Genomic DNA, 19,707 nt, shown 5'->3' with positions numbered 1-19,707 from the left:
TGGTAGCCCGTAGGGGAATCGAACCCCTCTTTCCAGGTTGAAAACCTGGCGTCCTAACCGATAGACGAACGGGCCACGCTAGCTTGTGGGGGGCCTTTTACGGTTTCACTCTGACCCCCGCAAGCCGAAAAACGCAGGGTTGTGAAAGTTTTTTGGCGGTGGCGAATGCGGCCTTAGATCGCCTCGGCGGCATCTTCCAATCTGAGTTGTACGGTTTGCCGTCCACCCCATGTGTTTACCTCAAGTCGTCCGGCGAAATGAAAGCGCGCGCCGCCGTGATTGGTCAGCCGTTCCCCCATTGGTCCGTCAAAGGCGCCAAACGCAATGGCATCCAACCCGGCACCCACCCCGTCCGATAGCGACAGCTTCAGATGGGAGTCGCCGACCCGCTTGGCAAAGCGCACCTGTAAGTCCGGAAAGGCATACCGCGGAGCCGGAGCACTGGCGCCGAAAGGCCCTGCTTTTTCAATCTGTTCAATCAGATCGACAGTGGCCGCGCCGGGCATAAGTGTGCCTTCCAGTTTCAGGTCAGCAGGGCCGGTTTGACCTGCCCCTTGTTTTGCCAGCAATTCGCTGAGCCGTTCCATCGCCGGTTCCAGCTGATCACGCATGACCGTCAGGCCAGCCGCCATCTTGTGGCCGCCGCCCTTGACCAGCAGACCTTCCGCCGCCAGCCGCTGAATCGAGGCACCCAGATCGACACCGGTCACTGATCGGCCCGATCCTTTGCCCTCATCCCCGTCCAGACCGATGACGATGGCCGGGCGGTTGGCGGTTTCTTTGAGGCGCGACGCGACGATGCCGACAACGCCCGGATGCCAGCCTTCCCCGGCCGCCCAGACCAAGGGCGCATCAAGGCCCCGTTCTTCGGCCTGTTCCATGGCGGCTGCCCGAACCGCATTTTCAATATCGCGCCGCTCGGTGTTCAACTCGTCCAGCCGTTGGGACAGAGCCTCTGCTTCATGGGTTGAATCGGTGCTGAGCAGCCGGGCACCCAGATCGGCCTGGCCGATCCGGCCCCCTGCGTTGACGCGCGGGCCCAGCATGAACCCCAGATGATAACTGTTGGGCGCGGAATCCATCCGCGCCACATCCGACAGCGCCACCAACCCCGGTCTTTGTCGTTGCGCCATGACCTTCAGCCCCTGACGCACAAGCGCGCGGTTTGCACCGATCAACGGGGCCACGTCCGCCACCGTGGCCAGCGCCACAAGGTCTAGCATTGCAATCAGGTCAGGCCCTTTTGCACCCGCTTCGCGCAGTTGCCGTCCGGCCTCGACCAGCATCAGGAACACGACGGCGGCGGCACAAAAATAGCCAAGATCGCCGCTTTCGTCCTGTCTGTTCGGGTTCACCACGGCCACGCAATCGGGCAAAGTTTCACCACCAAGGTGGTGGTCCAGGACGATGACATCGGCCCCCTTTGCGGCGGCGATGGGTTCATGGCTGAGGGTTCCGCAATCGACGCAGATAATCAGATCATGCGCGGCGGCCAGTTCCTGCATCGCCGGGACATTGGGGCCATAGCCCTCATCAATCCGGTCAGGCACATAGAGCGTCGCCTGCAGGCCCATCTGACGCAACCACGTGAGTAGCAGAGCAGCCGAGCTGCCGCCATCCACGTCATAATCGGCAAAGATCGCAATGCGCTGCTTTAGACGGACCGCAGTCAGAAATCGCGTTGCAGCGGTTTCCATGTCTTTCATCGCGCGCGGATCGGGCAATAGCTCTTTCAGTTTGGGTTCTAGAAATCCCGGAGCTTCCATTGCCGGAACACCGCGCCGGGCCAGAACCTGACAGACGGCCCGAGGCAATCCGGCTTGTTGTACCAGCATCTCGGTCGCGCGCTCTACATCCGCCGAGGGGCCGACCCAGCGACGTGCTGACAGTGAATGTTCAACCCCAAGAAAGCTCATGTCCTGCCCCTGATGTGCCAAGGCCGGACCCTCGCGGACCCGGCCTTATCATTTCTATGGATAGCCCTGCACGATGGTCAGGCGCAAGAAATTAGCCGTCGCTATGCGACCACGTCGGCGTGCGGTAGGACATGCGCCGAACCGACCCGGTTTTCGACCGCATCAGCAGAGTGGTGGTTTCAACCCAGCCCGGCTCGCGCTTGATACGCGGCAGCAAAGAGCCGCCGGTGACGCCGGTTGCGGCAAAGATCACATCTGCGGTTACCATCTCATCGCGCGAATAGATGCGGTCCAGATCGGTGATGCCCGCTTTGGCGGCGCGGCCGCGTTCGTCATCATTGCGGAACAGCAGGCGGCCAAAAATCTGCCCGCCCATACATTTCAGCGCTGCGGCGGCCAGAACACCTTCGGGTGCGCCGCCTTGGCCCATATACATGTCGATCCCGGTGACTTCGCTTTCGGCGCAGTGCATGACGCCAGCAACATCACCATCGGTGATCAGGCGGATAGATGCACCGGTTTCGCGAACTTCGGCAATCATAGCCTCATGCCGAGGGCGTTCCAGAATGCAGACGGTAATGTCGGCAGGCTCGCAATCCTTGGCCTTGGCCAGCGCTTCGACACGCTCGCGCGGGCTCATGTCCAGGCTGACAACGCCTTCGGGGAAGCCTGGGCCAACGGCCAGTTTGTCCATATAGACGTCCGGCGCATGCAGCATTGATCCGCGCGGACCCATCGCAATGACAGTCAACGCGTTGGGCATGTCCTTGGCGGTCAGCGTGGTGCCTTCCAGCGGGTCCAGCGCGATGTCGACGCCGGGACCATTGCCGGACCCGACCTCTTCGCCAATGTACAGCATCGGCGCTTCGTCGCGCTCGCCTTCACCGATCACGACAACACCGGCGATATCCAGCAGGTTCAACTGTTCGCGCATGGCATTCACAGCAGCCTGGTCAGCGGCCTTTTCATCGCCCCGTCCAACCAGCGACGCCGAAGCAAGCGCAGCCTGTTCCGCAACCCTCGCCAGGCCCAGAGACAACAGGCGGTCATTGAAATCGATCTTGGCAGCACTCATTTTCACTATCCTCAGGTCAGTATCGGCGTCTTGTCCGGCATAGCCTGCGTATCGTGCAGGCCGCAAGGGTCAAACCTCTTCAATCCGCAAAGCAACCGGTGTGCCCGAAACAACATCGGTCTCGTGCAGGCCCAGCAAGGCGACATCCAGCGTGGCACGGGTGGTTTTGTGGGTAACTATCAGAACCGGCGCGGTGCTTTCCGCATGGGCGTATTGGCGCATGCGATCAATCGAGACCCCGGCATCGCCCAGGATGGCCGCAATTTTGGCCAAGGCGCCGGGTTTGTCCAGCAGACCCAGACGCAGATAATAGGGGGCAGGGCGGCCAGTCAGCGCTGGCACTGCGTCCTGCAACGAACTGGCAGGGCGGCCGAAGGTCGGAATCTGAAGCCCACGTGCCAGATCGCAGACATCGCCCATCACCGCGCTGGCCGTTGGCCCTTCGCCAGCTCCGGGGCCACGCAGAACAACCTGCTCGACCGCGTCGCCTTCGATCACCACCATATTGGTGCCGCCTTCAAGCTGGCCCAGGGGCGAGTCACTGGGCACCAGACACGGCTGCATCCGCTGTTCAAGCCCCCGTGCCGTGCGCTGAGCCACGCCCAACAGTTTGATCCGGTATCCCATGTCATGGGCCTGGTCGATGTCATCCAGACTGATCTGCTGAATGCCTTCGATCTCGATCCCGTCGAAATTCGGTTTGGTGCCGAATGCGATTGAGGCAAGCAGCGCCAGTTTATGGGCGGCGTCTATCCCGCCCACATCCAGATTTGGATCGGCTTCAAGGTAACCCAGCTGCGCGCATTCGTCGAACAGGGCGTTATATCCCTGCCGCTGCGATTGCATCCGGGTCAGGATATAGTTGCATGTGCCATTCATCACCCCCATGACGCGGGTGATTTCGTTACCCGCAAGTCCTTCGGTCAGGGATTTGATCACTGGAATGCCGCCAGCCACGGCCGCTTCGAAGCGGATCACACGGCCCGCGGCTTCGGCCATTTCGGCCAGTTCCTGACCGTGAATGGCCAACAGGGCCTTGTTGGCGGTGACGACATCCTTACCACTGGCTAGCGCCGCTTCGACCGAGGCTTTGGCAGGTCCGTTTTCCCCGCCCATCAGTTCAACAAAAACATCAATATCGTCGCGCTGCGCCAATGCGACAGGGTCAGTTTCCCAAGCATAATCCGACAGGTTCACACCGCGATCCTTGCCAGCGTCACGCGCGGAAACCGCTGTGATCTGGATGGGACGACCCGTTCGTGCCTGCAGCAGGTCGGCATGGCGGCGCACGATCCTGACGACACCCACACCAACAGTTCCCAAGCCCGCAATTCCAAGCCGCAGCGCCTGTGTCATCCTGTGGGTTCCTTTCCGCTCGAATATCCTAAACTGGGGTGTTTCCCCGTTCCCGCTGCCTTAGCGGGTTCGGCGCCGAGGCGCAATCCGCGACACCCATGCTGGGCGGCAGAAAACCTGAGGATTAATTGGTCTGAGCGTTTTGCAATGCCGTTGCCTTTTTCTTCAACGCCTTGCTGCGGTCGGTCAGTTCACTTTCGACCTCTGCCGCTTCGTACAGCGGGTCAACAGGCACAGCGAAAACATCTGCCAGTGGGGTTAATTTGGGGTAGGGGGCCGATTGCACATTTGGCCCTTCGCGGTCTTTCAGCTCGGGAAAATTGGTGCATCCTAGGCAGAGCAAAACTAGGGGCAGAAGAAGAAGGGGCTTCATGATGAAACCTTATTGTGGCAACTGGCATCCGTGATGCACTTTTTGTCCGGTCGTTTCAAGCGGGCTTCTATCTGAACATCCGTTCAGATATGGTGGATACATGGCACGTACACAAGGCTCACACTCGGACATTACCGGCCCGCGTATCCGGCAGGCAGCGCTTCGGCTTTTCGCGCGCCATGGGTATGCTGCTGTTTCTATGCGGAAAATTGCGGGCGAGGTTGGGGTGCAGGCCGGGGCATTGTACAATTACACCCCGGATAAGCAGAGCCTTCTGTTCCGTTTGATGCGCGACCATATGCAGGATTTGTTGTCCGCCTATGGCGAGCAAAAGCAAACTGGCGATCCGCAGGATGCTTTGCGTCGGTTTGTCGGATTTCACATCCGGTTCCACCTGCAGCGCCCTGACGAGGTATTCATCGCCTATATGGAACTTCGGAACCTCACGCCCGAAAACTTCGCCGAAATAGAGGATCTGCGCCGCAAGTATGAAGACGGGCTTGAGGCCATTTTGCGCGAAGGTCAGCGGGCGGGTATCTTTGCGGTCGCGGATACGAAGATTGCGACATTGGCGGTCATCGCCATGCTGAACGGCGTCATGACGTGGTATCGCGCCGGTGGGAGGCTTTCGCTGGACGAGGTTGAAGCCGTCTATTGGGACATGGTCCGAAAGGCGATGACTGCTTAAGGGGCAGTCAATGTGCCGGCCGAATAAACGTCCCGTTGCGCAATTCGCGAAAAGCCTGTTCCAGCTCGGTCCGGGTGTTCATGACGATGGGGCCGTGCCAAGCGACCGGCTCATTGATCGGTGCGCCGGAAATCAGCAGGAACCGGACACCCTCCGGACCTGCCTGAACGGTCACTTCGTCACCACTCCCAAACCGAACCAGTGTTCGGTCTCCCGACATGTCACGAATGTTCACCTCTTGGCCGTCAACTTCTTTTTCCAAAAGGACCCCCGCAGGCCGCGAGGCATCAGCAAAGGCGCCCGCGCCTTCGAATACATATGCAAATGCGCGACGGTAGGTGTCTATGGGGAAGGTCTTCTTCACGCCTGCCGGAATTTGGATGTCCAGATACTGAGGGTCGGCGGCGATGCCGTCGACTGGGCCTGTCTTGCCCCAAAACGTCCCCACGATCACGCGGACAACGGTTCCGTCATCGTCTGTGATTTCAGGGATCTCTTTGCGCGGCACGTCCTGATATCGCGGTGTTGTCATCTTTTGGGCCGCGGGTAGATTGCCCCACAGCTGAAACCCGTGCATTTGGCCGGTTTGGCTCCCCTTGGGCATTTCCTGATGCAGGATTCCGGACCCTGCCGTCATCCACTGCACATCACCCGCGCCAAGTGTTCCGTTATTGCCAAGTGAATCCGAATGCTCAACCGAGCCGGACAGGACATAGGTGATCGTCTCGATCCCGCGATGCGGATGCCATGGAAATCCAGCCTGATAGTCCTGCGGGCGTTCATTGCGAAAGTCGTCGAACAGCAAAAAAGGATCCAGTTCTGACGGGTCCTGAAAGCCGAAAGCGCGGTGCAGTTTAACGCCGGCCCCCTCCATCGTCGGTATGGCCTTTCGGGTTTCCAAAGTCGGTCTGAGGGACATTGCTGCGCTCCTGTTGCTATGGGGAAGATGTACCGCACCGCCATGGCGGGTCAATTTGCGCTGAAACACGCAACCTGTGCGAAATTCAGCAGGTGCGTTCGCCTCTGTTGTTTGGCTGGGAAAGTGGCTAAACCCAACTGCAAAGTGGGAGAGCAACAAATGCAACAAGAAGTTCTGGCCGTGGTCAAAGCCTCATCACCCAGGCGGTGGATGGGTGTCGGAATGTTGTCGACCGTGGGCTTTCTGGTTGTTTTCGTCGCGCTTGCCGCGCCGCCGGAGCCATCCTGGCAGGCATTCCTGTTTGTGGTAGGCGCGGCGTCCTTTTGGCTGGCCTATCGCATGTGGCAGGCAACCTCGGATTGGATCGAGCTGACTGAGACCGAACTCAGAACCGGGGCAGGGCAGCCGATCGCCGCAATAGAAGACATTGAAACCGTCGAAAGAGGTGCGTTTGCCTTCAAGCCGTCGAATGGCTTTCTGGTAACAACCCGGCAATCAGGTGCAAATAGATGGGCGCCGGGGCTGTGGTGGCGCCTGGGACGCCGCGTTGGCATAGGCGGCATGACATCCGCCGCCGAAACCAAATTCATGTCCGAGATTTTGTCTGTGATGGTGGCAGAACGCGGCTAGGTCAGACCTTCAGCGCCACCTCGTTATTCGAAGGCGGGGTGGAAGGCACTAAGATGCCAACCCACCCTGTCCTAGTTCGTTGCGCTTTCCGCACTCGCACCGGAATCCCCTGTGCCAGGGTCCTCGATTTCACCGATCTCGCCAGACCCGTCGGGATTTTCCTCAATTTCAACAACGCCCGACACATTTGCCGCAACCTCATTGGTAAAGCGTGGGCGTGTAAAGACGAAATTTTCAAAGACATGTTCGCCTTTGAGGAAATCTACCCCATAGATCGAGTCAAAGACCGGAATGTAAGCATTCGCCGTTTCAACAATGATCAGTGTGTCCTGGTTCGGCATAGGCGGCAGGTTATCACGCATGCGGTCGATATTGTCGTCGGTCCAGATGCTGTCGTAACCGCGCGCGGTTGACCATCTGACGTAATGACGATCATCCTGTTCGTCGAACACAACCAGCGACACGCGCAGATTCATCTGTGATCGGTTGTTGACCATCGCCACCAGCAGCGAATGCAATGAGGTGATATAAGTGTCCGTGATCGTGCCGGTCTCGCGAGAGATCAAATCGCCAACGGTATACGCCGCTTTCAGGTTAGATGCGCTTTGGCGGAAGCCGTCGAAATACGTGAAAGCGCCTGTGATCGTCCACACCAGCATCGGAAAGACAAGCAAAGCCTCAACCGTGAGTACCCCACTCTCGTCTTTCGTCTTGGATTTCAGAAGATTCCGGAGCTTTGAAATGAAAAACATAGGCTTACAGAGGCTCCTGTACGAAGGCAGTCGTCGCGGTAAGTTCGATCTGGCCTGATTCATCCGACAAAATACGCCCCATCGCCGATGTAGGGAAAATCGGATCGACCTTTGCGCAGGCCCGAAGGATCATCAACTCGTTCGAAAGGCCATTTTCGAAAGCGCGAACTGGGTTCACTTCTTCAGAATTGTCAGTGCAATCCGGGACAGGCGGTAGGTTCAACCCGACAAACGCGCTTTGTTGCAGCATCTCCAGCTGCAAGTTGGTGGTACAGCGTTTGATCACTACAACGCGATCACAGATCGTGCTTTTTATCTGATCATGCGTTGGGTTGGTGCCCGTGCCGAGGCGAATGTCGCGAACTGTCTGGTCCACAGCCCGCTCTAACATCGCCTGCTGCAAGGTGACCACCGAATACTCCATCGCACTCAGGATGAAGAACATGAATGCCGGGAAGATGATCACAAACTCGACGGTGACCGCCCCATCTTCCCTGCGTCTCAGGCTTCGCAGCTTTGAAACAAGGGCTCCGATCATTGGGTCAACCGCAGTTTTCTGATCGACGACGCGATAGAAGCAAATGCGTCTTCCAGGTCCAGACCGTTCACATTGTATACATGGCTGTCCGAGCTGGCACAGTCCTTGATGGTTTTGTACCCGGCTCTGGGTGCTTCGAAGGCGATGCCATAGACAATGACGCCCTCATCCTTGGCTGCGTTACAGATATGCTTGGTGCGCTGGTTCTTGGCCGAAGTCTCAACTTTGGCATACGCTTTCGAGTACCACTCGGCCCATGCACTTGACTGCCAGTAGTAGTTATATCTTGCATTCCAGGCCAACGACACACGGTTGAAAAGTTCTGGATAGGTCAGGCGAACAGCCGTACCCAATTCTTCGTTGGCTGGTGTCTCTGGATCAGGATTGCCGAACGGATGGTCTGCCCATGTGTTCTGCTGTGGCCAGAAAAAGTTCGGGCGACCCTGCGAATGGTAGACTGTGTATTCGGAGGCCTCAGCATTGTACCAGACATCAGACAAGCCCTCCCGAAGGGACGGGTTCAGCATATACTGGTCCGTGTTCTGACCGTCGGTCATTACGATTACAATTTTCAAGATGTCCGAGTTATAGTCTGACGGGCGGGTCCGGAAGTGATTTGGAACGATGTTGTCGTCAGCCAGGTCGCTCACAATGCCACGAACGCTTGGGTCCAGGAAGGCCACGCCCCATTTCATGCCGACATCTATCGAGGTGTTCCCGGTTGCAGTCAACGCCTTGATCTGTTTGGTCAATGCCTCCAGATTATCGGTAACAGGCGTAATCGCACTGCCATCGCGGACCGGGCAAACCGGTGTTCTGATCGAGCCTTCGGAATAGGTGAAGGGGTCAAAATGTGCAGTGCGTTCCAGCCTGTCATCACGCTCTAGGTCCGCGTCGCTATACTGTTCAGGGATAAAGTTCACACAATGGGAGTAGTTGTGCTCTGCTGTAACGTTGGTGAATTTGCTCAGGATGGGTTCACCCGCGTTGACCTGAGTTGCGTAAGGCACGATCGAGATCGAAATGCCCGTGCGGTTCGGATCATCTGAATCCAGCATCAGCGTGACAAATTCTGTGGCCGCATCCTGCAGAAGCGCAATTTTGCTCTTCCCGCCAGAACGCGAATAGTTGTTCATTGAGCCTGAGATGTCGAGAACCAGCGAGATTTCTACAGCACCAATGCTTTCGACGGCCGTGCTGGCCGCGTTAGCGGTCAAGCTGTTGACGCCAGAGAAATGCATAAAGTGGGTTTTGATGGTCGCCTCGGCGGTGGCTGATACTTTACGTGATCCAAAGCCTTCTTCTACCACGACAGAAGTGATTTTGCCGCCCAGCCCAGCCTTCTCGAAATAGGCATCGACAATTTCGCGTGCGGGCTTTTTCTGATCAAGGTCAGCGGCCGCAAGAACGGCGCGGTCCAATGTCGATTGCAGATTGGCGCGGTCGCGCTCAAAATTCATTAGGTCAACGCCAGCTCCGGTCGAAGCGAAGATCACCAGGAAACCCAACAATACAAAGATTGTGAATGTACCGTCTTCGCTTTTTGCGAACCGGCGCGCGCTTAGCGCGGATTTAGCGCCGCTTTTGCTTTCGCGTAGAAACTTGGGCATTTTCATCTTGCAGACCTCGCTGAGCAGACATCCAAAGCTGCTAAGGAAAAGTTAACGTATGGAAATTAACTGCGAAACGTGGCGGGAATTGGGCGAAAAGGGCCCAGTTTTGGCTGGTTTGAGGGAAATTGAGGGATAATTCCGGACCGTTGCGCGGGGCTGTATTCGATGCGTGAACAATTCGGCGGATAATGTCTGGGTTTGGCGACTCAGCCAGAGTTCGAATATTTCCCCGTAACTTGAGATTTTATTTCTGCTTAAACATTGATCGTTTAGCAAAGGGGTGCGACAAAACGTCAGAACGCAAGTCGTTCGCCGGCACGGAGGTTTAAATGACGGCCACAAAAGAACCCAGCTTTCGAGAGAGTGTAGATCTAATGTTTAACAGGGCAGCGTCCCTGATGGATCTGCCTCCGGGCCTTGAAGAAAAGATAAGGGTCTGCAACGCCACCTACACTGTACGCTTCGGCGTCCGGCTGCGCGGTGACATACACACATTCACCGGATATCGATCGGTGCATTCCGAGCATATGGAGCCGGTGAAAGGCGGTATCCGCTTTGCCTTGGCGGTCAACCAGGACGAAGTCGAAGCGCTTGCGGCGCTGATGACCTATAAATGTGCTCTGGTCGAAACGCCGTTTGGCGGATCAAAGGGTGGGTTGTGTATCGACCCACGCCAATACGAAGAGCATGAGCTTGAACAGATCACCCGCCGGTTCGCCTATGAGTTGGCCAAGCGCGACCTGATCAACCCGTCACAGAACGTGCCAGCCCCGGATATGGGGACGGGTGAGCGTGAAATGGCGTGGATGGCGGACCAATACGCCCGGATGAATACAACTGACATCAACGCGCGCGCCTGCGTGACAGGCAAGCCGCTGAATGCTGGCGGTATTGCCGGACGGGTCGAGGCCACGGGCCGCGGCATTCAATATGCGCTGCGCGAGTTTTTCCGCCATCCTGAGGACATTCAAAAGGCAGGGCTGTCGGGCAAGTTGGACGGCAAGCGCATTATTGTTCAGGGTCTGGGAAATGTGGGCTACCACGCTGCCAAGTTCCTGAGCGAGGAAGACGGCTCTCGTATCGTGGGCATCATTGAATGGGACGGAGCGCTGTATAATCCGGACGGGATTGACGTCGAGTCGGTTCGCCAATGGATTGTCAAGCATGGCGGCGTCAGCGATTATCCCGACGCCACCCATTCCGCCGAGGGCGGGGCCGTGCTGGAAGAAGAGTGCGACATCCTGATCCCGGCGGCGCTGGAAGGTGTGATCAACCTTGATAATGCCGATCGCATCAAGGCCCCGTTGATCATCGAAGCTGCAAACGGCCCGGTAACAGCTGGTGCAGACGAAGTTCTGCGCGATAGGGGCGTCGTGATCATTCCTGATATGTACGCAAATGCTGGCGGTGTGACCGTTTCGTATTTCGAATGGGTTAAGAACCTAAGCCATATCCGGTTTGGCCGCATGCAGCGTCGCCAGGAAGAGTCGCGGCACGAGCTGATCGTCAGTGAACTGGAACGGCTGGACCGCTATCTGGGCGATGCCTGGTCCATGTCTCCGAACTTCAAGGCGAAATACCTGAAAGGTGCGGATGAGCTTGAGCTGGTTCGTTCGGGGCTCGATGACACCATGCGGATTGCTTACCAGTCGATGCGTGAAGTCTGGCACAGTCGCGACGATGTCGAGGATCTGAGGACCGCGGCCTACATCGTGGCCATTGACCGTGTCTCGAAAAGCTACCGCGCTAAGGGGCTTTGACAATACTCTCTGCGGGCGGTTGGCATCTGATCCATCGCCCGCAGGACCAAGGCGCAACAGGGCTGCGCAAGATGCAATTCGACGATGGCGCGCATCCGCGCCCGGCAGTAGACTTCAGCGACGAGAACGAATCCCGGAGACCACCATGTTGCGTATTGCCGTTGCGGCTATTTTACTGGCCACACCTCTGGCTGCTCAGGAAACAAAAGAACAAAGCTGCCAGCATCAGGCGGATGTCGTGGCGGCGATCCAGCAGGCGCGACTTGACCGCGTGAAAGAGCGCGACGTGCCGCAAGCCGTGGCCGATACAGGTCCGACCTGGCCCGCGAACTATAATGCCGCGATCCCGCTGATCACCCCTTGGGTCTATGAGCAGAAGATGCGCGATGTGCGCAAAAAGGATCTCGGCGCCACGTGGATGGAGCTGTGCCTGCAGCAGTAATCCAAAACCTTGCGATTTCTTTGCGGACAAACGCGCGCCTTCCCCTTGGCGCGCGTTGCCGTTTCTGTCAGGTTTAACCCATGTCATTACCACCCGGTTTTCTGGATGAGTTGCGCACCCGGCTGAGCTTGTCTCAGGTCGTCGGGCGCAAAGTCATGTGGGACGCGCGCAAGTCCAATCAGGGCAAGGGCGACATGTGGGCTCCGTGCCCGTTCCATCACGAGAAGACAGCATCGTTCCACGTCGATGACCAAAAGGGTTTCTATTACTGCTTTGGCTGCCATGCCAAAGGGGATGCGATCAGCTTCGTGAAAGAGACCGAGAATGTCTCGTTCATCGAAGCGGTCGAAATTCTCGCGCGTGAAGCCGGAATGCCGATGCCAGAACGTGACCCCAAGGCGCAAGAGAAACAGGATCGTCGCACGCAACTGGCCGAGGTGATGGAACAGGCGGTGCAGTTCTTTCGGTTGCAGCTGAAAACAGGGGCAGGTGGGGAGGCGCGCGATTATCTGGCGCGGCGCGGCTTGAAAGTGCAGGCGCTGGATCGGTGGGAAATCGGCTTTGCTCCCGACGGTTGGCAGGCGCTTTGGGATCACCTACGCGGCAAGAACGTGGCCGAAGATCTGATCCTTGGTGCGGGTCTGGCGAAACCCTCGAACAAAGGTAAAAAGCCCTATGACACGTTTCGGAACCGGATCATGTATCCGATCCGGGATCCGCGCGGGCGTTGCATTGCGTTCGGTGGCCGAGCGATGGACCCCAATGACAATGCGAAATATCTGAACTCGCCCGAAACCGAACTGTTCGACAAGGGACGCAGCCTCTATAACCAAGGCCCCGCGCGGCAGGCTGCTGGCAAAGGGCAGCCATTGATCGTGGCCGAAGGATATATGGATGTGATCGCGCTTGCCGAGGCCGGTTTTGGCGCATCGGTGGCCCCATTGGGTACCGCAATCACCGAGCATCAGTTGCAACTGCTGTGGCGTATCTCGGACGAGCCGATCATTGCGCTGGATGGCGACACGGCGGGTTTGCGTGCTGCGATGCGGGCGGTCGATCTGGCCCTGCCGCTGCTTGAGGCAGGAAAGTCCTTGCGCTTTGCGCTGATGCCTGAGGGCAAAGATCCCGATGATCTGTTGCGGGCCGATGGTCCAACGGCAGTGCAGACGGTATTGGAAGAGGCCATGCCAATGGTCAGGCTGCTGTGGCAGCGCGAAACCGAAGGCAAGGTGTTCGACAGCCCCGAACGCAAAGCAGCTTTGGACAAGGTCTTGCGCGACAAGATCAAGCTGATCCGTGACCCGTCGATCCGGTCGCATTACGGGCAAGAGATCAAAGACCTGCGCTGGCAGCTGTTTCGCCCTCAAAGGCAGCCACAAAACCGTACTTGGCAAACACGCGGGAAATGGAAGCCCCAGCCGCAACCGGCCACACCGGGCGCGCGGGCGTCATTCCTGGCATCATCCGACAATGCCGATATCCAGATGCGCGAAGCCGCCATTCTGGCCATCGCCGCATTGAATCCCCAAGTCGTGGTGCAGTTTGAACACCAACTGGAAGAAATGGAGTGCCGTGACCAAGATCACGCTGGCCTGCGCGATGCCATTCTGCGGCACGCGATAGATGATCCTGAGAACCTCAAACAACATATTGCGGAAACTTTGGGACATCACGCCCTTGAAAACCTGCTGGCCCTTCGCCATGTCGCAGTTATCCCCTGCGTGAATAAACCGGGCGACGTTGAAAAGGCCGAAATGACATTGGCTGAGGAACTCGCCAAAATCAAAGCTCTCAGGGGTCTGGACGCAGAGATTGCCGAAGCCGCAGAGGAGCTGTCTGATCTGGACGATGAAGCGTTGACCTATCGCTTGGCGCAAGCCGCCGAAGAGCGCAACAGAACAAGCCGAAGCCAGAATGAAGACAGGGCCGTTTTCGACATCGCTGACAATGGTGCGCGAATCAACCGCGACGAGAAGGATGCGTTTAAGGCAATCATGTCAGGTATCAATTTCGAGCGAAAACGCCGGTAATGTGGTGTTTTCGTAAGGCACTGGAAAAGAAAAACAGGTAAACGGGTGGCCGAATCACTTCAACGCGCTAATGATTCGGTTCAATCGAATCACCCATCCCTGCAGGAGCATTGAATGGCCGCCAAGGATACAAACGAAGACAGCAAATCCGACGAGCAGGAACAGGAAATCTCGCTGGACATGAGCCAGACTCAGGTCAAGAAGATGATCGCCGAGGCTCGTGAGAAAGGCTACATCACCTACGACCAGCTCAATCAGGTCCTGCCGCCTGATCAGGTCAGCTCGGAGCAGATCGAAGACGTTATGTCGATGCTGTCCGAGATGGGGATCAACATCATCGAAGATGAAGAGGCGGAAGAGGAAGAGAATAAAGGCTCGACCGACCTGATCACAACGGAAAGCAACCGTGAGGTCACGCTGGCGGGTGCCGCCGCCGAAAAGCTTGATCGTACCGATGACCCGGTGCGCATGTATCTGCGCGAAATGGGTTCGGTCGAACTGCTCAGCCGTGAGGGCGAAATCGCCATCGCCAAGCGGATTGAGGCTGGTCGCAATACGATGATCCTGGGGCTTTGTGAAAGCCCGCTGACCTTCCAGGCGATTACGATCTGGCATGATGAATTGCTGTCCGAAGACATTCTGCTGCGCGACGTCATTGATCTGGAGGCCACTTTCGGCAATCAGATGGACGAAGACGGCGATGTTGAAGAGCCGGTCGTCGACACTTCGACCGTGCAGGCCGCAAAGCCCGCCAAGGAAGAAGGCCCCGAGCTGGATGCCGATGGCAACCCGATTGCGACCGATGATGACGATGACGAAGACGAGCAGGCGAACATGTCGCTCGCTGCTATGGAAGCTGCTCTGAAAGATCAGGTTCTGACGACACTCGAGCGTATTTCGACTGATTTTGCGATGCTGAGCGAAATGCAGGACAGCCGGATTTCGGCAACCCTGAACGAAGACGGCACATTCAGCGACACGGACGAAGCGACCTATCAGAAGCTGCGCGCCGAGATTGTCGAACTGGTGAACGGCCTTCATCTGCACAACAACCGGATCGATGCTTTGATCGACCAGCTCTATGGCATCAATCGTCGGATCATGTCGCTGGACAGCTCGATGGTGAAGCTGGCGGATCAGGCCCGCATCAACCGTCGCGAATTTGTTGACGCCTATCGTGGGCGTGAACTGGACCCGAACTGGCTGGCTGAGATGGCTGAAAAGCCGGGCCGGGGCTGGCAGATGTTCATCGAACGCTCGACCTCCAAGGTCGAGGAACTGCGCAACGATATGGCTCAGGTCGGGCAATATGTTGGCCTGGACATCAGCGAATTCCGCCGCATCGTACAGCAGGTCCAGAAAGGCGAGAAAGAGGCGCGCCAGGCCAAGAAAGAAATGGTCGAAGCCAACCTACGTCTGGTGATCTCGATCGCCAAAAAATACACGAACCGTGGTCTGCAATTCCTTGATCTTATTCAGGAAGGTAACATTGGCCTGATGAAGGCCGTAGACAAGTTCGAATACCGCCGCGGGTATAAGTTCTCGACCTATGCCACCTGGTGGATCCGTCAGGCGATCACCCGGTCCATCGCGGATCAGGCACGCACGATCCGTATCCCGGTCCATATGATCGAGACGATCAACAAGTTGGTTCGGACCGGTCGTCAGATGCTGCATGAAATCGGCCGCGAGCCGACGCCGGAAGAACTGGCCGAAAAGCTGCAGATGCCGCTGGAGAAGGTCCGCAAGGTGATGAAGATCGCCAAGGAACCGATCAGCCTGGAAACGCCGATTGGCGACGAAGAAGACAGCCAGCTTGGCGATTTCATTGAGGACAAGAATGCTGTGCTGCCGCTGGACAGTGCTATTCAGGAAAACCTCAAGGAAACGACCACGCGTGTTCTGGCCTCACTTACCCCGCGGGAAGAACGGGTTCTGCGGATGCGGTTTGGCATCGGTATGAACACCGACCACACTCTGGAAGAGGTCGGCCAACAGTTCAGCGTGACGCGCGAACGTATCCGTCAGATCGAGGCGAAGGCGCTGCGAAAACTGAAACACCCCAGCAGGTCGCGAAAGTTGCGGTCGTTCCTGGATCAGTAACCCAGAAAGGCGCCTCGACCGAGGCGCCTTTTTCGTTTGAAACCACTGGTCACGGTGGCTTGTAGAAACATCAATTTGGCGAGAACTCACAAGAAGCCCGCTGCGCGTCTTCCTATATCCGCAATGTCCACTCATGGGACGGGCCGGGGCGAGGCTGCAAGGCTGACGACCCCCGGCTACCTCAAAGTTACGATCACGGGTCCAGGCGGCTGCGGAAAGCGCTGGGCGCGCGACCCGTCCACCGTTTGAAAGCAGTGGAAAAGGCGGGTTGGTCTGCGTAGCCAAGTGAGAATGCAATTTCAGATAGCTGCATACCGTTGGTGATGAAAGTTTGGGCCAGATCACAGCGCAGATCGTCTGCGATCTCTCGATAGCTTGACCCTTCATCCTTTAGCCGACGCGCAAATGTTCGCGGGCTCATGCCGAGATTGGCGGCTATGTCATCGGCTTGCGGAAAATTCCCCGGCATTGAACGTGTAATCAGACCCTCGACCTGCGCCCGCAATTTTTGCTTAGGCGAGGCCCGCTCTGCCAAGACGCGTTCCCCGTACTCAATCAGATGCTCTCGAAGCATCGGGTCATATGTGGGCACGGGAAGATCCAGAGATGAAGGCGACAGAACAATCTCTAGGTTTTCTGCTCCAAACTCTACCGAAAATCCTGCAAGCTTTTGAAATAGATTTCTTTTCTCTCCAACCTCGTGTTGAAAGCGAATTGCTATGGGGTGGAAGTCTGACTGCGTCAGGTTCCGCATTCGCGCCAGTGTCCCAAACATCAAAAACTCTGTGCGTCTGTGATACCGGGCAAAACTTGCGTCTTCCCAGTCCGCCTCGAAGGACACAAAATTCCCGGCATGGCGCAGACTGAAGGTGATTGTGGGATCTATGATGCGAGAGAAGCGGGTTGTGTTTTCAAACACCTGTCGGAGGTCACGAGAGTACTTGCTGATATAGGCCGTAATGCTAGAGGCCGAACTGACTTTTGAACCCGCATAGGCGGCAAAAGTTATGTCGCGCATAGCGTCGCAGGCATATCTGATGAACATCGCCTCAGTTTGCGCACTGTAGACTGTAGTGGGGGGAGCGATTGCCGCTCGGCTTAGACCGCTGCGTTCCAAAAGCTGGTCTGCTAACTCTGGGCCGCCCGAACGCTCATCTACCGTTCGGGTCAGGTGTTGAATTCTGGCAATATCAAGCTCCATATCCAATTCTTAATGCTTTCGCGAAAAATTTGAACCCAGTTTGCACGGGTGCAGGCAAACCCATCTGGCAGGTTTTCACAAGTTTCTGGCACTTTTCAGCAAGGATATAGCAACGCAAAGGCATAGTTACCTCGTGTTGTCGGGTCAGCACCTTGTGGGGATGAGGGTAGAGCTCCGGTCGTCTCAGACTAGCGATCGGTGGCTCCCCGGCACGTTTCATCTGAAAACCTACGTGTCGCATTGCGGATTTTACCCTTCAATGGCACGGTCCGGTTGTGGCGAAATTGATCTGGTATCCAATGCAAGACCGGGCGATCTCAGATGTGGGAACCGAGCAGAACCTCATCGTTTTTGATGGAGAATGCGTGCTGTGTTCTCGGTTTTTCAGGTTCATGCTGTGGGCTGACACAAAGAAGCGGTTCAAGTTTGTAATTGCCCAGTCCCCCATAGGACAAAGCCTTTACCGGCAACTCGGCCTGCCCACCGACGAGTTTGAAACCAATCTTGTGATCGTTGACGGTGTTGTGCATCAGCGCTTGGATGCTTTTGCTGCTGCAATGCGCAGCTTACCCGCTTTGTGGCCTGTTCTGTCGGCCTGTCGATTTCTTCCGCGGTTTTTGAAGGATCCGCTTTATCATTTCATCGCGCGCCACCGATTTGCATTCTTTGGACGGTTCGAAACGTGCTTGGTTCCGGATTCATCCCTGAAAGCGCGGTTCTTCCCCGGAGGGTATGCGTGAGGCCGGACCCATTTCTGCAGGCTCTTCCTGCCAATTCTGAGGTGCCGGATGCGGTTCGAAAATTCCACAGTGAAACGGCAGAGTTTACAGGATTATGCAGCATCCAAAGAGGAACCGGGTGGTTGACCTCTTTGTCATTGTGGTTGGGTGGGTTTCCTCCCGCTGCAGATACTCAGACGGTCCGCATTCGAACCAAACTCAATGGCCAGGAATGGGAATGGTTCAGAGATTTTGGCGGGCATGAGACGCTGTCTCATCTGGTCTACGACGCAGACAGGCGGTGCGTGAAAGAGAGGATCGGAGGGCTGACCATCTGGATGCGCCCACAGGTTCGAGGTCAAAAGCTGCATTTGAACATCCTGCGCCTCACTCTATTGCGGGTGCCATGCCCGAACTTTCTTTTACCGCGTTCGGCGACGGTAGAATGGCAGGATGATCAAGGCCGGTTTCGGTTCGATGTTTCGGCAGAAATGCCGATGTTGGGTCAACTGATCAGATATCGGGGCTGGCTGATGCCGGTTCACGTAAATAGGAACAATGCCTGAATTGAACGTGAGGTGGCTTTGCCATGGCCTCCTGCAATCTACTTTAATATTTATCAAGAAACATGAGAGAGTAGCATTATGAAAAAAGTGATCACATCTGCGGTTCTGGCCGCCGCCACGTTGTTTGAACCGGGGGCGGTGACAGCAGCACCAAACGGTTTTCAGACTGTTGCAGTAAACGACAAAGTGTTTGAGGTGATCCCGCGCGCGCGTAGGGATGTGGATGGCTATTGGTGCGCTGCTGCAGATTTTGCTCGTCGCAGCTTGGGGGCAGGGTGGCAGCAGAATATCTATGTTGTGCGTGGATATGGCCCAAGCGAAGCCACCGGTCGCCGCACGGCGGTCCAATTCTCGTTGACCCCTCCAGCAAATGTCGAGCAGAGCACAAGCTTTGTTTCCATTGGTTTCCAGCCGGGGCAGAGCAGGTCCGTCCAGAACGCGAATGGCCTGTGTTTCCGGCAGCCAATTTTTGATTAAAGAAGGTAAGACCCGCGTTTTGCAGACCGAGTTTATAATTTCAACGCAGGGGCCGGGGCTGTATGAGTTCACCTCGGGTATACGAGACTGGCTTGCCCCAAGCGGTCGCGACGGATTGTTGACCCTGTTTGTGCGCCATACCTCGTGTTCTCTGGCCATTCAGGAAAATGCGGACCCCGAGGTGCGGACGGATTTGCAGGCCTTTTTCGAACGTCTAGTGCCACCGGCGGATGATCCGTCGATGGCGTATTTAAGGCACACCTATGAGGGGCCAGACGATATGCCAGCACATATCAAAGCTGCGTTGCTGCCTGTGTCCTTGGGCATTCCTGTCGCCGCAGGGGTGCCCATGCTGGGGACATGGCAGGGCGTTTATCTGTTTGAACACCGGACCCAATCACACAACCGACGCGTCGCTGCGCATTTCGCGTGACCCCTTTATTTAGCGGTAAAAATTTCCGACTACCCAAATCCTAGAGGCTGCCCTATAGTTGTGGATAAGTGGGCCACAGCGCTTACTAAAAGAGGCGGAACAAGAGACGAGGAGAC

At 56.7% G+C, this 19,707-nt stretch carries 19 protein-coding genes and 1 tRNA gene; 10 read left to right on the top strand and 10 right to left on the bottom strand.

Annotated features, from left to right (window positions below; translation table 11 throughout):
* The 5 genes from AC2FLG_RS03025 to AC2FLG_RS03005 form a co-directional block, all read right to left on the bottom strand.
* Nucleotides 1-75, bottom strand: a tRNA-Glu gene (locus AC2FLG_RS03025).
* A 98-nt stretch (nt 76-173) separates the two neighbouring features.
* Nucleotides 174-1,916, bottom strand: a complete 1,743-nt coding sequence (gene recJ, locus AC2FLG_RS03020) for a single-stranded-DNA-specific exonuclease RecJ (RefSeq protein WP_282027477.1) — start codon at nt 1,914-1,916, stop codon at nt 174-176.
* A gap of 91 nt (nt 1,917-2,007) precedes the next feature.
* Nucleotides 2,008-2,991: a class II fructose-bisphosphatase gene (gene glpX / locus AC2FLG_RS03015; RefSeq protein WP_271946243.1), complete on the bottom strand. Its 984-nt coding sequence runs from the start codon at nt 2,989-2,991 to the stop codon at nt 2,008-2,010.
* Nucleotides 2,992-3,060: 69 nt separating this feature from the next.
* A complete protein-coding gene (locus AC2FLG_RS03010) occupies nt 3,061-4,347 on the bottom strand; it encodes a homoserine dehydrogenase (RefSeq protein ID WP_282027476.1) in 1,287 nt (428 codons plus the stop codon).
* Nucleotides 4,348-4,471: 124 nt separating this feature from the next.
* On the bottom strand, nt 4,472-4,720 hold the full coding sequence (locus tag AC2FLG_RS03005) for a hypothetical protein (RefSeq protein ID WP_142634680.1): 249 nt from the start codon (nt 4,718-4,720) through the stop codon (nt 4,472-4,474).
* A 100-nt stretch (nt 4,721-4,820) separates the two neighbouring features.
* Here AC2FLG_RS03005 and AC2FLG_RS03000 point away from each other — a divergent pair, with 100 nt between their 5' ends.
* Complete coding sequence (locus tag AC2FLG_RS03000; RefSeq protein ID WP_142634678.1) at nt 4,821-5,408, top strand: TetR/AcrR family transcriptional regulator; 588 nt, start codon at nt 4,821-4,823, stop codon at nt 5,406-5,408.
* Nucleotides 5,409-5,415: 7 nt separating this feature from the next.
* Here the strand turns inward: AC2FLG_RS03000 and AC2FLG_RS02995 are convergent, their stop codons facing one another.
* Nucleotides 5,416-6,327 (bottom strand): pirin family protein, encoded by a 912-nt coding sequence (locus AC2FLG_RS02995; protein ID WP_496690804.1) that lies wholly within the window; start codon nt 6,325-6,327, stop codon nt 5,416-5,418.
* Nucleotides 6,328-6,486: 159 nt separating this feature from the next.
* Between AC2FLG_RS02995 and AC2FLG_RS02990 the strand changes: the two genes are divergently transcribed.
* Nucleotides 6,487-6,957 carry a hypothetical protein gene (locus tag AC2FLG_RS02990; RefSeq protein ID WP_281972336.1) on the top strand — a complete coding sequence of 157 codons (471 nt, stop codon included), beginning with the start codon at nt 6,487-6,489 and terminating at the stop codon, nt 6,955-6,957.
* A gap of 71 nt (nt 6,958-7,028) precedes the next feature.
* Here the strand turns inward: AC2FLG_RS02990 and AC2FLG_RS02985 are convergent, their stop codons facing one another.
* From AC2FLG_RS02985 to AC2FLG_RS02975, 3 genes are read right to left on the bottom strand one after another with little or no spacing between them, the layout of a single operon-like run.
* Nucleotides 7,029-7,709: a TadE/TadG family type IV pilus assembly protein gene (locus AC2FLG_RS02985; RefSeq protein WP_496687444.1), complete on the bottom strand. Its 681-nt coding sequence runs from the start codon at nt 7,707-7,709 to the stop codon at nt 7,029-7,031.
* 4 nt (nt 7,710-7,713) lie between these two features.
* Nucleotides 7,714-8,247: a TadE/TadG family type IV pilus assembly protein gene (locus AC2FLG_RS02980; RefSeq protein ID WP_142634669.1), complete on the bottom strand. Its 534-nt coding sequence runs from the start codon at nt 8,245-8,247 to the stop codon at nt 7,714-7,716.
* Nucleotides 8,244-9,857 carry a TadE/TadG family type IV pilus assembly protein gene (locus tag AC2FLG_RS02975; protein WP_496704917.1) on the bottom strand — a complete coding sequence of 538 codons (1,614 nt, stop codon included), beginning with the start codon at nt 9,855-9,857 and terminating at the stop codon, nt 8,244-8,246. The genes AC2FLG_RS02980 and AC2FLG_RS02975 overlap by 4 nt, the downstream gene beginning before the upstream one ends.
* Before the next feature lie 332 nt (nt 9,858-10,189).
* Between AC2FLG_RS02975 and AC2FLG_RS02970 the strand changes: the two genes are divergently transcribed.
* The 4 genes from AC2FLG_RS02970 (at nt 10,190) to rpoD (ending at nt 16,195) form a co-directional block, all read left to right on the top strand.
* The gene (locus AC2FLG_RS02970) at nt 10,190-11,620 is read left to right on the top strand and encodes a Glu/Leu/Phe/Val family dehydrogenase (protein WP_142634665.1); all 1,431 of its coding nucleotides are present in this window, start codon (nt 10,190-10,192) and stop codon (nt 11,618-11,620) included.
* A 145-nt stretch (nt 11,621-11,765) separates the two neighbouring features.
* Nucleotides 11,766-12,062, top strand: coding sequence for a hypothetical protein (locus AC2FLG_RS02965; protein ID WP_142634663.1), 297 nt, complete (start codon nt 11,766-11,768; stop codon nt 12,060-12,062).
* Nucleotides 12,063-12,142: 80 nt separating this feature from the next.
* Entirely contained in the window at nt 12,143-14,092 is a 1,950-nt protein-coding gene (dnaG, locus tag AC2FLG_RS02960; RefSeq protein ID WP_496704915.1) for a DNA primase, read from the top strand.
* A 114-nt stretch (nt 14,093-14,206) separates the two neighbouring features.
* Nucleotides 14,207-16,195: an RNA polymerase sigma factor RpoD gene (rpoD, locus tag AC2FLG_RS02955; RefSeq protein ID WP_142634659.1), complete on the top strand. Its 1,989-nt coding sequence runs from the start codon at nt 14,207-14,209 to the stop codon at nt 16,193-16,195.
* Between the two features lie 193 nt (nt 16,196-16,388).
* Here rpoD and AC2FLG_RS02950 read toward each other — a convergent pair whose 3' ends face one another.
* Nucleotides 16,389-17,396 carry a helix-turn-helix domain-containing protein gene (locus AC2FLG_RS02950; protein ID WP_142634657.1) on the bottom strand — a complete coding sequence of 336 codons (1,008 nt, stop codon included), beginning with the start codon at nt 17,394-17,396 and terminating at the stop codon, nt 16,389-16,391.
* Between the two features lie 299 nt (nt 17,397-17,695).
* Here AC2FLG_RS02950 and AC2FLG_RS02945 point away from each other — a divergent pair, with 299 nt between their 5' ends.
* The 4 genes from AC2FLG_RS02945 (at nt 17,696) to AC2FLG_RS02930 (ending at nt 19,591) form a co-directional block, all read left to right on the top strand.
* Nucleotides 17,696-18,136: a thiol-disulfide oxidoreductase DCC family protein gene (locus AC2FLG_RS02945; protein ID WP_281995007.1), complete on the top strand. Its 441-nt coding sequence runs from the start codon at nt 17,696-17,698 to the stop codon at nt 18,134-18,136.
* Nucleotides 18,079-18,681: a DUF4166 domain-containing protein gene (locus AC2FLG_RS02940; protein ID WP_496690798.1), complete on the top strand. Its 603-nt coding sequence runs from the start codon at nt 18,079-18,081 to the stop codon at nt 18,679-18,681. Before AC2FLG_RS02945 ends, AC2FLG_RS02940 begins: the two co-directional genes overlap by 58 nt.
* A gap of 78 nt (nt 18,682-18,759) precedes the next feature.
* On the top strand, nt 18,760-19,158 hold the full coding sequence (locus tag AC2FLG_RS02935) for a hypothetical protein (protein WP_142634653.1): 399 nt from the start codon (nt 18,760-18,762) through the stop codon (nt 19,156-19,158).
* Nucleotides 19,159-19,177: 19 nt separating this feature from the next.
* The gene (locus tag AC2FLG_RS02930) at nt 19,178-19,591 is read left to right on the top strand and encodes a secondary thiamine-phosphate synthase enzyme YjbQ (RefSeq protein WP_142635160.1); all 414 of its coding nucleotides are present in this window, start codon (nt 19,178-19,180) and stop codon (nt 19,589-19,591) included.
* Nucleotides 19,592-19,707: the final 116 nt, after the last annotated feature.

The organism is Ruegeria sp. CDSA193, from assembly GCF_059611885.1.
The sequence above is the reverse complement of the archived record's forward strand: the minus strand, read 5'-3'. Positions and strand labels throughout refer to the sequence as shown.

What these genes read in the sequence shown, in the direction of transcription:
- recJ (WP_282027477.1), bottom strand. Translation starts at nt 1,916, where the DNA reads ATGAGCTTTCTTGGGGTTGAACATTCACTGTCAGCACGTCGCTGGGTC.
- glpX (WP_271946243.1), bottom strand. Translation starts at nt 2,991, where the DNA reads ATGAGTGCTGCCAAGATCGATTTCAATGACCGCCTGTTGTCTCTGGGC.
- AC2FLG_RS03010 (WP_282027476.1), bottom strand. Translation starts at nt 4,347, where the DNA reads ATGACACAGGCGCTGCGGCTTGGAATTGCGGGCTTGGGAACTGTTGGT.
- AC2FLG_RS03005 (WP_142634680.1), bottom strand. Translation starts at nt 4,720, where the DNA reads ATGAAGCCCCTTCTTCTTCTGCCCCTAGTTTTGCTCTGCCTAGGATGC.
- AC2FLG_RS03000 (WP_142634678.1), top strand. Translation starts at nt 4,821, where the DNA reads ATGGCACGTACACAAGGCTCACACTCGGACATTACCGGCCCGCGTATC.
- AC2FLG_RS02995 (WP_496690804.1), bottom strand. Translation starts at nt 6,327, where the DNA reads ATGTCCCTCAGACCGACTTTGGAAACCCGAAAGGCCATACCGACGATG.
- AC2FLG_RS02990 (WP_281972336.1), top strand. Translation starts at nt 6,487, where the DNA reads ATGCAACAAGAAGTTCTGGCCGTGGTCAAAGCCTCATCACCCAGGCGG.
- AC2FLG_RS02985 (WP_496687444.1), bottom strand. Translation starts at nt 7,709, where the DNA reads ATGTTTTTCATTTCAAAGCTCCGGAATCTTCTGAAATCCAAGACGAAA.
- AC2FLG_RS02980 (WP_142634669.1), bottom strand. Translation starts at nt 8,247, where the DNA reads ATGATCGGAGCCCTTGTTTCAAAGCTGCGAAGCCTGAGACGCAGGGAA.
- AC2FLG_RS02975 (WP_496704917.1), bottom strand. Translation starts at nt 9,857, where the DNA reads ATGCCCAAGTTTCTACGCGAAAGCAAAAGCGGCGCTAAATCCGCGCTA.
- AC2FLG_RS02970 (WP_142634665.1), top strand. Translation starts at nt 10,190, where the DNA reads ATGACGGCCACAAAAGAACCCAGCTTTCGAGAGAGTGTAGATCTAATG.
- AC2FLG_RS02965 (WP_142634663.1), top strand. Translation starts at nt 11,766, where the DNA reads ATGTTGCGTATTGCCGTTGCGGCTATTTTACTGGCCACACCTCTGGCT.
- dnaG (WP_496704915.1), top strand. Translation starts at nt 12,143, where the DNA reads ATGTCATTACCACCCGGTTTTCTGGATGAGTTGCGCACCCGGCTGAGC.
- rpoD (WP_142634659.1), top strand. Translation starts at nt 14,207, where the DNA reads ATGGCCGCCAAGGATACAAACGAAGACAGCAAATCCGACGAGCAGGAA.
- AC2FLG_RS02950 (WP_142634657.1), bottom strand. Translation starts at nt 17,396, where the DNA reads ATGGAGCTTGATATTGCCAGAATTCAACACCTGACCCGAACGGTAGAT.
- AC2FLG_RS02945 (WP_281995007.1), top strand. Translation starts at nt 17,696, where the DNA reads ATGCAAGACCGGGCGATCTCAGATGTGGGAACCGAGCAGAACCTCATC.
- AC2FLG_RS02935 (WP_142634653.1), top strand. Translation starts at nt 18,760, where the DNA reads ATGAAAAAAGTGATCACATCTGCGGTTCTGGCCGCCGCCACGTTGTTT.